A 15242-nucleotide genomic window follows, 5' to 3' on the forward strand; every position below is an offset into this window, starting at 1 on the left:
TCATCAAAATCGGGGCTTTTGCCCCAAACATCATAATATATACAGGGAATATGGGAAGATTGAATAAAGTTAAAAAAAAAGAAAGCAAAAATGTAAAAATAAAAAGATTTCGAAGCTGGTTTCACCGTGGCGAATTTATTAGATTAGACATTCAATCTATTATCATGGCGGTCTTTACAACGTTAACAATAGTGACAACTATTGTTATGGGAATGCTTATTTATAATAGATTTAAAATTTCAAATAAAGAAACTTTAATATCAAGTACACAGGGAATTATAGACAGTATAGTAGATAAAATGGACTCTGACTTATTAAATATAAGACAGATTTCAAATGCTGCAAATTACAATATAGTTCAGCAATATGATGTTTCGAGTCAGGAGTTTAACAGACAGTTTAGTTTATTGTATGAAATTAATTCAGATAAGATTCAAAGTATGGCACTATATGACAATTCCGGAAATCTGATAGCATCAGAGCCTATAGCATCTGAAAAAGATAATGTTGATGTTAAAAGTCAGAGTTGGTTTAGTATGGCTAAAAGTGAAATTGAAAATATTCATTTTTCTATTCCTCATATACAGAATCTGTTTGAAGATGGTGCTTATAAATATTATCGGGTTGTGTCGCTGAGCCGTTCGGTGGATGTAAATGATGGGGAAAAGCCGGTAAGTGGAGTACTACTGGTGGATATGAAATATTCAATCATTGAAGAAACTTTAGATAGAATCAATAAAGATTCAAATGGAATTTATTATTATTTATGCGATTCAGATGGACAAATTATCTATCATCCTAGAATAACTGAGATAGACAGGGGTATTTTTAAGGAAAATAATAATAAAATGGCAAAATGTGAAGAAGGAATACATGAATTAGAGTTTAATGGACATAAAAATAATTATATAATAAGCAGTATTTCATACACAGGATGGAAGGTAGTAGGTGTAATTCCGGACAAGGTACAGACAGTGAGTATAAAGCAATTCAGGTATTATATAATTACGACTGTAATTATTTTAGTGATGATGCTTCTTGAGGTAAACAGAATTATATCAAGAAAAATATCAAGACCAATACTTAACCTGAATGAATCTGTTAAGGCGTATGAAGCAGGTGGAAAAAATGATATTTATATAGGTGGTTCATCGGAAATAAGACATTTAGGATATTCAGTGCGAAAATCATATGAACAGATAGAAGAGTTAATGCAGGAAATAATCAGGCAGCAGACTGAACTAAGAAAAAGCGAAATGGATGCATTGCAAAGTCAGATTAATCCGCATTTCTTATACAATACGCTCGAATCAATTACATGGATGGTTGAGGCAAATAAAAATAAAGAAGCTGTGTTTATGATATCAGAACTTGCTAAGTTATTGCGTATAAGTTTGTCTAAAGGAAGAACAATCATAAAAATATCTGATGAAATACAACACAGCAGAAGCTATATGAATATACAGATGGCAAGATATAAAGAACGATTCAAAATCAGATTTGAAATAGATGATGAAATTAATGACTATTGTATTGTGAAACTTGTTATTCAGCCATTGTTAGAGAATGCTATATATTATGGTGTAGGAAATATGGATATAGATGATGACGGTGAAATAATTGTCAGAGGTAAAAAGATAGATAATGAAATCTTTATAACCGTTGAAGACAATGGAATGGGAATGAGAGAAGAAGAGGTTGAAAATATTCTTAAGGATAATAATAAAACACCTAAACATGGTTCAGGAGTTGGTGTCATAAACGTTCATTCAAGAATTAAGCTAATGTTTGGCAATGAATATGGATTAAGTGTAGAAAGTGAAGCTGACGAAGGAACAAAGGTTACAATTCATATACCTGCAATTCCATATAATGAAAGTAATCTCACAAATTTAGAAAAACAAAATGTAGAAAGGAAGGTTGAAAATGAAAAAAAATAAAATAGCCTTTCTTATTGCAGAAATATTACTTTGTGTTATGGCAATATTTTTTATTACTAAAATATTTGACCAGAATACTCCTGAAAAAAAAGTGGCAGTAATTATACCAAATTCAGGAGATAAAAATTGGGAGGCACTTATTAAAGGACTAAAAGATTCAGCTAAGGCAAATGAAATACATTTAATAATATGTAACACAGATGATATTGAGGAAGTAGAAGATGAAATCGAATTAATAAATGAGCAGAAGCAAAATAATATAGATGGGTTTATTATTTGCCCTGCACCAGGAAGCGATACGAGAACACAATTAAAAAATGTATGCGGCAAAATACCATTCATGTTAATTACAGAAGATGTTTTTGTGAGTGGGAATGGTGGTGAATCAGGCTATCCGGTAATAAAACCTAATCACTACAATATCGGATATGAGATAGGAAAAAGACTGATAGCAGATTCAGGCGAAAAAGAAAATAAGAAAGCAGGCATTGTTTTTGCCCAGTATGCGAAAGAAGAAACCATTGACAAATATAAAGGATTTTGTGATGCCATAGAAGGGACTAACATAGATATAGGTTGGACATATAATGGTAAAACGGAGCAGGATATTTGTGATGTTGTAAATGGCAAGGATAAAGTAGATTATTTAGTTATTATGGATAATTATTCTTTAGATGACTTAGGCGAAAAAAGCGATAATGGAATATATAACGGAGCGCAGATATATGGTATTGGAAATAGTACGAAATCATTAAATTTGCTTCAGCATGGCAATGTAAAATGTCTTATTATTCCTGATGGATATGAGATTGGATACAATAGTGTAAAAGAAATAAGTAAGAAAATTAATAATTCATTTTACACCATGAAAGGCTATGATGTTGATTCAAAAGAACTTTATCAAAATGATTTATTTTCTAATGAAATAGAAAGGTTTTTGTATTCTTATGAATAAAAGAATTGTTAGTTTAATAATGGCATTTGTATTGATTTACAATTTTACAGGATGTCAGAAAAAAGAAAAAAATTTTAATGAAACACTTAGGGTAGGTGTTGTAACATACACGCAGGATGATCCATTCATAAATGCAATGACACAGGAACTTAAAGATAATCTAAAGTCAATGGAAAATGATAATTTTAGAATAATAGTGTCTGAAAAAAATGGAGATGATAGTCAGCGTGATCAGGATGAAGTTGTTGAGGAAATGATTGATGCAGGTTGCGATATAATGTGTGTTAATTTAGTTGACAGAACAGCTCCGGGTAAAATTATTAAACTGGCAAGACAGAATAATATTCCAATTATTTTCTTTAACAGAGAACCGGTAAAAGAGGATTTGATGCAATGGAACAAATTATATTATGTTGGGTGTGATGCAGAACAGTCAGGAGTAATGCAGGGACAGATTGCAGCAGATTATATAAAAGCGAATAAAAATGTAGATAAAAATAATGATGGAAAAATACAATATGTTTTGCTAGAGGGTGAGGCCGGGCATCAGGATGCAATAAGCAGAACAGACTGTTCAGTAAAAACAATTATTAATAATGGAATTAATTTAGAAAAACTTAGTTACCAATTTGCTGATTGGAACAGAGGACAGGCAGAAAATAGAACGACACAGCTAATAGATCAGTATGGCAACAATATAGAAATGATTATTTCAAATAATGATGAGATGGCGATTGGTGCAGTGGAAGCTTATAAAAAATCAGGTTATGGCGAGGATGAATGGCCTATTATATGTGGAATAGATGGACTTAATGATGCATTAATTGCAGTAAAAGAAGGTCAAATGCAGGGGACTGTGTACAACGATAAGGAAGACCAGTCTATGGAAATAGCAAAATTAGTTGTGGATATTTTTAAAGGAAATGATTTGAAAAAACACAACTTGGATAGTGGGAAATATTATGTATCCCAATATAAAAAAGTTGATATTAATAATGTAGATGATTTTATAAGTAGATAATAAATATGGAGAAAAACGGAAATATGCAGAATACATGGATAGAAGAATTTTATAATGAAACAAATGCAGACAACAGACTTAGAATATTAAATGATAATAAAGATAATAGTGAACTTGATTCATTTAGAGAAAAATTATGGATTGCAAGATATGGAAAAAGGAAACCTAAAAAAGATAAATTTGTTGGATACCTCATGGAAATGAAATATTTATCTGAGGGTAATTCTGTAGATATTAGTGGAAGCAAAAGAAAGCAGTTGTATGAAATAATTAATGGCTTATGTTTATTGAATTCAGATGAAATACAGGATGAAAAGCGTGAAATTTTGTTTTTGGAACTTAAAAATGTATTTTTTAAATTTATAGAAGTAAGTAAAAATGGAAGAGGATTTACGTCAGCAGTTTTTGGAATGGGACAGTTATCAGATGAAGGAATAGCAAAAAAAATCGCTGAACAAATAAGTGCGATTGCATTTTCCACTCCACATGCATTTAATTTAGATAAAGAATTTTCTATTTTGCAAAAAGCCGCATTGGTAGCGTACAGAGAAAAGTATCCTAACAGAGAACATTTTCTTACGAAATAATTTTGAAAGTGTGGAATAATATAAAATTTTATAGTGTTAAATAGCAAATAAAAATGAAGCTACAAGAAAAAAAGAGTTTAAGATTAATCATAAAGAGGAAAAAGATATTGAGAACAAGACAGGAAGCAGTAGAATTTGGTTTGACATTTAAAGATACATATGTAGAAACACCATTTAGAGATACTAATTGGCAGCTTGTAAGAGTAAAGAAAAGCAAGAAGGCATTTTTATGGATATATGAAAGAGATGGATTTATCAACTTAAATATAAAAGTTAACCCTGAATGGAGAGATTTTTGGAGAGAAACCTATAAATCTGTAATTCCCGGATATCATCAAAATAAAGAACATTGGAGTACAATAATTCTTGATGGAACTGTTCCCGAAAAAGAAATAAAGAGAATGATATCTGAAAGTTATGATATTATCACAGACAGCCCGACAAAAAGAATTTATGAGGCGGTTAAGAAAATCCCAAAAGGTCATGTGGCAACTTACGGAAGAATTGCAGAAATGGCAGGCGAACCTAAAATGGCAAGAGCAGTTGGAAATGCACTTCATAAAAATCCGGACCCGGATAATATTCCATGTTTTCGTGTAGTTAATTCTAAAGGAGAATTGGCAGGAGAGTTTGCTTTTGGTGGAAAAGGAGCTCAGGCAAAATTACTTGAAGCCGATGGGGTTGAAGTAGTAAATGGAAAAGTTGATTTAAAGAAGTATGGAATATAGGGTATTTAAAGTAGTATAGGTATATGGGCATTTATAAAAGTATGGAAAATGGAGATTAAAAAAAGTATTGAATATAAGGGACAAAAGAGTATGGAATATTTTTATCTTCATACTTTCTGCAAAGGCGGTCGGGGCACCGTATTCGTCCCATAGGTTCAGTATAATTATAAGTCAAATCAAGATAAATAAATAATCTTCAGAAATTGAAAGTGTATAAAAATCTTCAGCAAAAAAATCAAAGAATTAGATATAAAAATTTCTTATTTAAAATTTAAAGATATTACATCTTATCATGAAGAATTGCAGAAGATTAATGAGAAACTTAAAAGTGCAGAAAAAGAAAGTCAGGCAAAGACAGACTTCTTATCAAATATGTCTTATGAAATAAGAACTCCTATGAATGGAATTATAGGTATGTTAAGTCTTGCGAAAGCTCATAAAGTTAATCCAAATCTTGTTGATGAATATTTGAATAAGGCAGAAAATTTATCACAGTTTTTATTAAGAAAGTATCTATTGCCACTGTAAAAAAAGTAGTAGTTTATATTAATTTTATTACATTAATAATTCTATATTAAGTCTTACAACCATATTATTTAAAAAAAGTAACATAATTTTAATAAATTCTTTACGATATTAACTAAAAAAATTGGTAAAATATTGTTATAAAATGATATCGAGGTTAAAAACACGACTTTGATGCTTACGGATTGTTCTGTGTTACGAACTCTTACAATCCGTCAAAAGTCATTCGCCCACTTATGAATAGATATATGTGGGCTTAGATTTTTAGAACATGGCATTATAATCTAGGAGCGTATATGAAGGATAAAGAATTTAGAAAAAATAAAGAACATCGTGAACGTGTGCAAACTAACAGATACATGGCTGACGTTAATAATGGATTAAACAGACAACAGGTTGAAGAATATACTAGAAATGGATGGACAAATGAACCGGTTGATCCACCATCAAAATCTGTACAGGAAATAATACAAAGTAATGTATTTACGTATTTTAACTTAGTATTTGCGGTACTTGCTGTATTATTAATTGTGGCAGGTTCTTTTAGAAATCTTACATTTTTACCGGTTATCATTGCTAATACATGCATTGGTATTTTTCAGGAAATAAGAGCAAAAAATACTTTGGACAAGCTTTCGGTATTAAATGCACCAAAGGCAGTAGTTGTTCGTGACGGACAAAAATGGGAGATTCCTGCAGAAGAACTTGTTCTTGATGATATTGTACTTTTTAAGGCAGGCAATCAGATATGTGCTGATGCCATCGTAGTTGAAGGTGAGGTCTCAGCAAATGAATCATTACTTACAGGTGAATCTGATGAAATAACAAAGAAACCGGGGGATCTATTAATGTCAGGAAGCTTTGTTGTTTCAGGAGAGTGTTATGCAAGACTTGATAGAGTAGGCGAAGATTCCTATATATCAAAACTTACATTAGAAGCAAAGGCAATGAACCACGAAGAACAGTCAGAAATGATTCGTGTTTTAGACAAATTAGTAGGAGTTGTAGGTATTATAATTATACCGATTGGAGTATTGCTTTTTGGACAGCAGTTTATATTTGCGAAAGCATCATTTAGCAAGAGCATTACTTCTATGGTAGCTGCAGTTATAGGAATGATTCCGGAAGGTTTGTATTTGCTTGCAAGCGTGGCATTAGTTGTAAGTGTAATGCGACTTGCATCGAAAAAAGTTCTTGTGCATGATATGAAGTGCATTGAAACTTTAGCAAGGGTAAATGTTTTGTGTGTAGATAAGACAGGAACTATAACTGAAAATACAATGGAAGTTAACGGTACAGTTCCAATGGACGGATATGATAAAGAAAATATGCCATCTATTAAAGAAATGCTTAGTGATTTTGCGGCAGGAATGTCAAGTGATAATATAACTATGGAAGCAATTAAGAATTATTTTAATTCTCCATCAGGAAAAAAGGCAGTATCAATAAGTTCATTTTCGTCAGAATTTAAATATTCAGGTGCAGCATTTGATGATGCAAATTATGTTTTAGGCGCACCGGAATTTGTCCTTAGAGATGACTATGAAAAATATAAAGAAGAAATAGAAAATTACAGTAGTGAAGGATATAGAGTACTTGTATTTGGAAAATATGATGGCGAAATAAATGGAAAAGAACTGACAGAAAAGGTTGTACCTATTGCTCTTGTATTTTTGTCAAATCCAATAAGAGAAGAGGCACCTGAAACATTTAATTATTTTGCGAATCAGGGTGTTGAAATAAAAGTAATTTCCGGTGATAATCCTATTACAGTGTCGCAGGTAGCACAACAGGCAGGAATTGAAAATGCTGAAAAATATATAGACGCAACAACGCTTGAGAGTGAAGAAGACATTCAGGAAGCAGTGCTTAGATATACAGTATTTGGACGAGTTACACCAAACCAGAAAAGACAGTTCGTGCAGGCACTAAAGAAAGCAGGAAGAACTGTTGCAATGACAGGGGATGGTGTAAATGATGTGCTTGCATTAAAAGATGCGGATTGCTCAGTGGCTATGGCGTCAGGAAGTGATGCAGCGGCTCAGGCATCTCAATTAGTATTACTTGACTCAAATTTTGCATCAATGCCTTCAGTTGTTTTGGAAGGGCGAAGAGTTGTAAATAACATAGAGCGTTCAGCAAGTCTGTTTTTAGTAAAGAATATATTTTCATTTTTGTTGTCACTGTTTTCAGTGTGCTTTATGATAAATTATCCTTTAGAGCCATCTCAGGTTTCGCTTATCAGTATGTTTACAATAGGAATTCCGGCATTCTTCTTAGCATTGCAACCGAATAAAAACATTATACAGGGTAGTTTCCTGACGAATGTCTTAATAAAGGCACTTCCGGCGGGAATTACAGATGTGTTGGTGGTTGGAGCACTGGTTGTATTTGGACAGGTATTTGAAGTAAACGAGACGGATATATCTACAGCATGCACTATGCTTTTATCGATAGTTGGATTTATGATTTTATACAATATAAGTAAACCGATGAACACACTTCGCTGGTGCGTATGGGGAGGAAGCATAATCGGACTATTATTGTGCAGCATATATTTAGGTGATTTATTTGCAATTAGAGGAATGTCAACAAAATGCATTATGCTGTTTGTCGTATTTGCAATTGTTACTGAACCAATGATGAGATACGGAACAATGATAATTGAAAAGATTGGAAAAAGAATAACAAGAAGAATAGAAAAAAGAAAAAAAGAAAAAATGTTATAAAACTAAAGGCACAAATACTGAGCTACTTAATGTTAGCTCAGTATTATTTTTATGTATAAACTATAATGTCCTATATAAAATAAGAGGTAAAATACTGTATTTATTAGATATGTGGGTATATAATAAACAAAAATGTTAGTATATGGTTAGGAGTAGAATATGGATATATTTGATATTGTTGGACCGATAATGGTGGGTCCTTCTAGTTCTCATACAGCAGGTGCGGTTACTGAATCAGCAAAGAATTATTTAAAATAAATAAGGGGTAAAAATGGCAAAGAAAAAAATATTGATTATAGAAGATGAAAAAACAATTTGCCAGGAGCTAACAGAGCTTCTGACAAATGAAGGTTATGAAGCAGAGTATTTAGAGCAATTTGATAATGCAAAGAATGATATATTAGAAAAAAATGCAGACTTATTATTGCTTGATATAAATATTCCGGGAATAAATGGAGAAATGCTGCTTCGTGAAATAAGAAAAACATCGGATGTTCCAATTATTATGGTTACAAGCAGAACAGGTGAAACAGATGAAGTCCTGTCTATGAGTTATGGAGCAGATGATTACATAACAAAGCCATATAACCCAACAATTTTGTTGTTAAGAATTGCAGCCATATTAAAGAGAGCGGACAGTGGAAAAAATATTGCAAATTACAAAGATGCTCAGGTAAATTTTAGTAAAGGAACAATAAGCAGAAATGGGCAGGAGCTGGTTCTTACAAAGAATGAAATGATTATTTTCCAGATGCTTCTTAATAATAGAAACCGTATTGTATCTAGAGATGAGTTAATGACTGATTTGTGGGATAACAATGAATTTGTAAATGATAATGCACTTACTGTAAATATTAGCAGATTAAGGGGAAAACTGACAGAGATAGGATACGAAGATGCAATAGAAACAAGAAAAAAACAGGGGTATTGTTTAACATGAAGTTTGGCAAATATATAAAAGACAATAAAATATCAATAGTAATATGGATAGCATTTTTGTTAATTACATTTTTGATATTTTCCATATTTAAAATAAAATTTGAAGCCATAGTAATGTATGTAACGCTATGGCTATTTGCATTTACATTTTCTATATTATGGGATTTTTTTAGAAAAAAGAAATATTATGATGAACTTATAAAGAATACGGATGGGCTTGATAAAAAGTACTTTATATGTGAAACCATCAGGAAACCGGATTTTTATGAGGGCAAAATTCATTATCAGGTTTTGCAGGATATAAATAAATCAATGATTGAAAATGTTAAAATTTATGAAAACAGTGTTAATGATTTTAAGGACTACGTGGAAATGTGGGTTCATGAGGTCAAACTTCCAATAGCAAGTCTTAGACTCATGTGTCATAATGACAAAATGGATAAAAAATACGTAGAACAAATTAAAAGAATTGATGACTATACGGAACAGGTCTTTTATTTTGTTAGGTCGGAAAATGCAAAAGAAGATTATAAATTTACAAAAGTTTCGTTACAGTCTTTAATAAAAAATGTGGCAATGAAAAATAAAGACATGATTCTTGAAAATGGAATAAATTTTTCTGCCAACGATGTCGAAAACGAAGTAGTTACAGATAACAAATGGATGGAATTTATAATTAATCAGATAATGAGTAATTCATTTAAATACATGAAAGACCATGGCGAAAAAGAATTGAAAATATATAGTGAAAAGAGTGAAGAGGGAGTTGTACTGCATATTTTAGACAATGGAATAGGAATACCCAAAAGAGATTTATCACGCGTATTTAACAAGTCATTTACAGGAGAAAATGGAAGAAAATATGCAAAATCAACAGGAATGGGTCTCTATATTGCGAAAGGACTGTGCGAGCAGCTTGGACATAAAATAGATATTGAATCGGAGGAAGGAAAATACACTGAAGTCAGAATAACATTTGGAAAGAATGATTATTTTGACACGGTGGTTTAGGAAAATAATTTAAAATGGTAACATTACAAAATTGTAATGTTATGTAATATTAAAAAAACGACTAATATGTGTTTTTCATATAAAATTATGTCAGTATAAAAAATGTGAAAGGAGATTTAAATATGGAAAGCATATTAAGAATCGAACAAATAGAAAAATATTACGGAAACAAATTAAATCTTACAAAAGCAATAGACAATATTTCATTTGACATGGATGAAGGAGAATTTGTTGCCATAATGGGAGCTTCAGGAAGTGGAAAAACAACTTTACTTAACTGTATTTCTACAATTGATAAGGTGACAAGCGGACATATATTTGTAGGCGGTGAAGACATAACAAACTTAAAAGGCAACAAGTTAAATAAATTTAGAAGAGAAAAGTTAGGATTTATTTTTCAGGACTTTAATTTACTTGATACATTAACAGCTTATGAAAATATTGCTTTGTCATTATCAATCCAGAATGTACCCGCAACAAAGATTGACGAAGCAGTAAAAAAAGTTGCAACACAACTTGGAATAGAAGAAGTTTTAAATAAGTACCCATACCAGATGTCAGGAGGTCAGAAACAAAGAGTAGCTTCAGCAAGAGCACTTGTTACAAATCCTGAATTAATATTAGCTGATGAACCAACAGGAGCATTAGACTCAAAGTCAGCAAAGATGTTACTTGAAAGATTTTCGCACTTAAATAAATATTATAAAGCTACAATTTTAATGGTAACTCATGATTCATTTACAGCAAGTTATGCATCAAGAGTAATATTTATAAAAGATGGAAAAATCTTCAATGAATTAAATAGAGGTGATGATACAAGAAAGGAATTTTTCGATAAGATTATCGATGTAGTTACTTTGTTAGGGGGTGACTTAAGCGATGCTCTATAAATTATCATTTCAAAACATTAAAAAAAGTATGAAAGACTATGCAATCTATTTTTTTACTTTGATATTAGGTGTTGCAATATTTTATATATTTAATGCAATAGAAACACAGTCGGCAATGTTAAAAATTTCAAATGACACAAGGAAAATAGTCAAATTATTAACACAGATTATGTCATGGGTTAGTGTGTTCATTGCATGTGTATTAGGATTTCTTGTAATTTACGCAAGCAGATTTTTAATGAAGAGGCGTAATAAAGAGTTTGGTCTTTATCTGGTATTAGGAATGGGAAAGAGAAAAGTTTCGTTGATTCTATTCTTTGAAACATTAATTATCGGAATTATTTCATTAGTAGTCGGAATAATTATTGGAATAGGAGCTTCTCAGTTTACAAGTTTTCTGGTAGCAAGTATGTTCCAGGCTGACATGTCAAAATATCAATTTGTATTTTCAAGTCAGGCTTGTATAAAGACCATTTTAAATTTTGCATTGATATATGTAATTGTAATTATATTTAATACTTTTAGTATTAATAAATGCAAATTAATTGATTTATTTCAGGGTAATAGAAAGACTGAGAAAATTAAATTAAAAAATCCTATTATCTGTGGAATTATTTTCGCCATTTCTATTGTAATGCTTATAATAGCATATTATAACGTTACTGCAGGATACAGTAAAATAACAAACGGAAAACAGTTAGCAATTTATATTGTAATGGGATGTGTTGGTACATTTCTATTTTTCTGGTCAGTTTCGGGATTATTACTTAAAGTTGTTTCATCAATGAAAGGAATTTATTATAAAGGATTAAATACATTTACTTTCAGACAAATGAGCAGCAGGGTAAATACGAATGTATTTTCAATGACAATAATAAGTTTAATGTTATTTATTACAATTTGTGTACTCTCAAGTGGGTTATCTATTAGGAATTCATTAAATGATAGTTTAAAGCAGGGAGTACCGGCTGATATTAACTTTAATAAAGTTGTAAATTTAAGCAAAGAAGACGGATATGGTAAGAAGGAAGTTGAAAGTTCTAATAAGAGTATTTTTCAGTTTTTTGAGGAAAACGGTTATAATATTGAACCATATTTAAAGGAATATGTAGATTTATATATTTATCAGTCAGAAAATGTTACATTGAATGACACATTAGGAAACAATGATGAAAAGGATGATTCTCCGACAATGCTTGAGGTACCGGAGAACATTGTAAAAGTTAGCGATTATAACAGACTTGCAAGATTTTACGGAAAAGATACTATTGAATTAAATGATGATGAGTATATTGTTTTATGTGACTATAGTCCAATGATAAAATTAAGAAATAAATCGTTAAAGGCAGGAGTGAAAATTAATGTATTTGGTAATGAATTAATACCAAAATACAAGGAATGCCAAGAAGGTTTTATAGAAATGTCAGGAAATCCTTCAAATACAGGAATAATAATTGTTCCTGATGGCATAGTTGATGAAAATCATAAAATAAGAGAATTTATTGCAGCTAACTATTCTATGGATGATAAGAAAGAAGTAGAAAAATTTGAACAGAAAGTAGAAAAGATTTATGATGAGACTAGATGGAATTATATGGTACCAATGGTTAATACTAAAAATAATATTATAGACAGTGCAGTTGGTATTGGAGCAATAGGTGCATTTATAGGTCTTTACATTGGAGTTATTCTTCTGATATCAGGTGTAGCAATTCTGGCTTTGAAAGAATTATCAGAAAGTGCAGATAATGTGGAAAGATTTAGAATGATTAGAAAACTTGGTGCAGATGAGAAACAGATTAATAAGGCATTGTTCAGACAGACAGCTTTGTTTTTCATATTCCCATTAGCACTTGCAATTGTTCATTCGATATTTGGAATGATGTTTTCAAAACAAATACTTGATTTTATTGGAACGAAAATGATTGGACCATCAATTGGTATGACAGCAATAATTTTACTTGTAATATATGGTGGATATTTCTTAATATCATATTTCTGCAGTAAAAATATAATAAAGGAATAATTGGTGTTTGTTTAATATATAAATATTATTTCATACACATATTTGATATTTTGTTTTTATAAAATAAAGGAGGACGTCGCTAAAACAACGCCCTCCTATTATTATTTATAAAAGAGTTATGACTTTTGAATATATTTTTTTTAATAATGTATCGCTGAAATAATGTTAATTATAAAAAAGGGGATAGTGCTTTATATTGACTTGTATAAATAATTCTTCTAAAATGGTGGCAGAATAAAAATAGAAAAAGATTTAAAAGTCTTGAACATAGATTTGGAAAGGAATGAGCAATATGGAAAGAAAAAATGCATGGAAGACATATGATGAAGCACAGATGAAAGAATTACAGCAGTTAAATGCAGATTACATTAATTTTTTGTCAGAGTGTAAAACTGAGAGAGAATGTGTAAAAGATACAGTAAGAAGAGTAGAAGAAAAAGGATATATAAGTATTGAAAAGGCGATGGAAGAAAATAAAACTTTACAGCCGGGCGATAAAATTTATGCTGTATGCATGAATAAGACAGTTGCTTTATTTAACATAGGAAATAAGCCACTTGAAAAAGGAATGAATATTTTAGGTGCTCATGTGGATTCTCCAAGAATGGACATAAAGCAGAATCCTTTATATGAAAAAGAAGGAATGGCATATTTAGATACTCACTATTATGGTGGAATTAAAAAATATCAGTGGGTTACACTTCCTTTAGCAATACATGGTGTTATTGTAAAAAAAGATGGAACAACAATTGATGTAAATATAGGAGAAAAACCGGAAGACCCTGTATTTTGTGTAACAGATTTACTTATTCATCTTGCATCTGCCCAGATGGAAAAGAAAGCTACTAAGGTAGTTGAAGGTGAAAATCTTGATATATTAATTGGAACAATTCCTTTAAATGATGAAGAGAAGGAAGCAACAAAGAAAGGCGTTTTAAAGATTTTAGAAGAACAGTATGAAATGGAAGAAGAAGATTTCATGTCAGCTGAACTTGAAGTAGTGCCTGCAGGCAGAGCAAGAGAAATGGGATTTGACAGAAGTATGATTATGTCATACGGTCAGGATGATAGAGTTTGTGCATTTACATCTTTAATTGCAATGCTTGACATGGAAAGCGTAGATAAAACATCATGCTGCCTTTTAGTAGATAAAGAAGAAATCGGAAGTGTTGGTGCAACAGGTATGCAGTCAAGATTCTTTGAAAACACAGTAGCTGAACTTCTTAATTTAACAGGAGAATATAGTGAAATTAAACTTAAAAGATGCCTTGCAAACAGCAGAATGTTATCATCTGATGTAAATGCTGCATTTGATCCTTTATACGCAGACGTATTCCAGAAAAACAGCTCATCATTTATGGGCAAAGGTGTTGTATTTAACAAATTCACAGGACGAGGCGGAAAATCAGGTTCTAATGATGCAAATGCAGAATATTTAGCTGATTTGCGAAAGATTATGGATGATAATGGTGTTAATTTCCAGATGGCGGAACTTGGAAAAGTTGATGCAGGCGGTGGCGGAACAATCGCTTATATTATGGCATTATATGGAATGGAAGTTATTGACAGTGGTGTGGCAGTATTAAGTATGCATGCCCCATGGGAAGTAACAAACAAGGCAGATGTATATGAAGCATACAGATGCTACAAAGCATTTTTAAAGGACGCATAGAAATAAAGTTGTTTATATTTAAAGATGTTAGGAGCAAAAACCCCTTACTTTGATGAAATTTATTTGAAAATTCAAATACAGGTTTTTATATAACAATTACCAATTTTATAGTACAATAATAAGCTGTGGTTTTATGATTTAGACATATAAGACCGCAGCTTATTATTCGTTGACAAAAATATTATGCAATTTTATAATAATCCTATTATAACAGTAGGA

At 31.1% G+C, this 15242-nt stretch carries 12 protein-coding genes and 1 pseudogene; all 13 read left to right on the forward strand.

All coding sequences use genetic code 11. The features are described 5' to 3' along the window. Positions 1 to 50: 50 nt before the first annotated feature. The 13 genes and pseudogenes from DWX29_RS08725 to DWX29_RS08785 all read left to right on the forward strand — a co-directional run bounded on the left by DWX29_RS08725 (position 51) and on the right by DWX29_RS08785 (position 15023). The gene (locus tag DWX29_RS08725; RefSeq protein ID WP_117910730.1) at positions 51 to 1940 is read left to right on the forward strand and encodes a sensor histidine kinase; all 1890 of its coding nucleotides are present in this window, start codon (positions 51 to 53) and stop codon (positions 1938 to 1940) included. Further along, positions 1927 to 2895: a substrate-binding domain-containing protein gene (locus tag DWX29_RS08730; protein WP_118565656.1), complete on the forward strand. Its 969-nt coding sequence runs from the start codon at positions 1927 to 1929 to the stop codon at positions 2893 to 2895. Before DWX29_RS08725 ends, DWX29_RS08730 begins: the two co-directional genes overlap by 14 nt. Further along, positions 2888 to 3916 (forward strand): galactose ABC transporter substrate-binding protein, encoded by a 1029-nt coding sequence (locus DWX29_RS08735; protein ID WP_022088102.1) that lies wholly within the window; start codon positions 2888 to 2890, stop codon positions 3914 to 3916. The genes DWX29_RS08730 and DWX29_RS08735 overlap by 8 nt, the downstream gene beginning before the upstream one ends. 23 nt (positions 3917 to 3939) lie before the next feature. Beyond that, a complete protein-coding gene (locus DWX29_RS08740; RefSeq protein ID WP_117910727.1) occupies positions 3940 to 4503 on the forward strand; it encodes a DUF6553 family protein in 564 nt (187 codons plus the stop codon). A gap of 107 nt (positions 4504 to 4610) precedes the next feature. Then, positions 4611 to 5231 carry a methylated-DNA--[protein]-cysteine S-methyltransferase gene (locus tag DWX29_RS08745; protein ID WP_118565657.1) on the forward strand — a complete coding sequence of 207 codons (621 nt, stop codon included), beginning with the start codon at positions 4611 to 4613 and terminating at the stop codon, positions 5229 to 5231. Positions 5232 to 5531: 300 nt separating this feature from the next. Beyond that, the gene (locus tag DWX29_RS08750; protein WP_118565658.1) at positions 5532 to 5759 is read left to right on the forward strand and encodes a histidine kinase dimerization/phospho-acceptor domain-containing protein; all 228 of its coding nucleotides are present in this window, start codon (positions 5532 to 5534) and stop codon (positions 5757 to 5759) included. A gap of 293 nt (positions 5760 to 6052) precedes the next feature. After that, a complete protein-coding gene (locus DWX29_RS08755) occupies positions 6053 to 8485 on the forward strand; it encodes a cation-translocating P-type ATPase (RefSeq protein ID WP_022088098.1) in 2433 nt (810 codons plus the stop codon). 159 nt (positions 8486 to 8644) lie between these two features. Beyond that, positions 8645 to 8713, forward strand: a pseudogene (locus DWX29_RS08760) (L-serine ammonia-lyase, iron-sulfur-dependent, subunit beta); the annotation flags it as partial. Positions 8714 to 8756: 43 nt separating this feature from the next. Further along, positions 8757 to 9425: a response regulator transcription factor gene (locus DWX29_RS08765; RefSeq protein ID WP_118565659.1), complete on the forward strand. Its 669-nt coding sequence runs from the start codon at positions 8757 to 8759 to the stop codon at positions 9423 to 9425. Continuing rightward, positions 9422 to 10435 carry a sensor histidine kinase gene (locus DWX29_RS08770; RefSeq protein ID WP_118565660.1) on the forward strand — a complete coding sequence of 338 codons (1014 nt, stop codon included), beginning with the start codon at positions 9422 to 9424 and terminating at the stop codon, positions 10433 to 10435. The genes DWX29_RS08765 and DWX29_RS08770 overlap by 4 nt, the downstream gene beginning before the upstream one ends. A 122-nt stretch (positions 10436 to 10557) precedes the next feature. Then, on the forward strand, positions 10558 to 11325 hold the full coding sequence (locus tag DWX29_RS08775) for an ABC transporter ATP-binding protein (protein ID WP_118565661.1): 768 nt from the start codon (positions 10558 to 10560) through the stop codon (positions 11323 to 11325). Continuing rightward, positions 11315 to 13351 (forward strand): ABC transporter permease, encoded by a 2037-nt coding sequence (locus DWX29_RS08780; RefSeq protein ID WP_118565662.1) that lies wholly within the window; start codon positions 11315 to 11317, stop codon positions 13349 to 13351. Before DWX29_RS08775 ends, DWX29_RS08780 begins: the two co-directional genes overlap by 11 nt. A 292-nt stretch (positions 13352 to 13643) precedes the next feature. Beyond that, positions 13644 to 15023, forward strand: coding sequence for an aminopeptidase (locus DWX29_RS08785; protein ID WP_117910717.1), 1380 nt, complete (start codon positions 13644 to 13646; stop codon positions 15021 to 15023). Positions 15024 to 15242: the final 219 nt, after the last annotated feature.

The sequence above is a fragment of the Eubacterium sp. AF19-12LB genome (assembly GCF_003479125.1).
Lineage (GTDB): Bacteria > Bacillota > Clostridia > Lachnospirales > Lachnospiraceae > Eubacterium_U > Eubacterium_U album.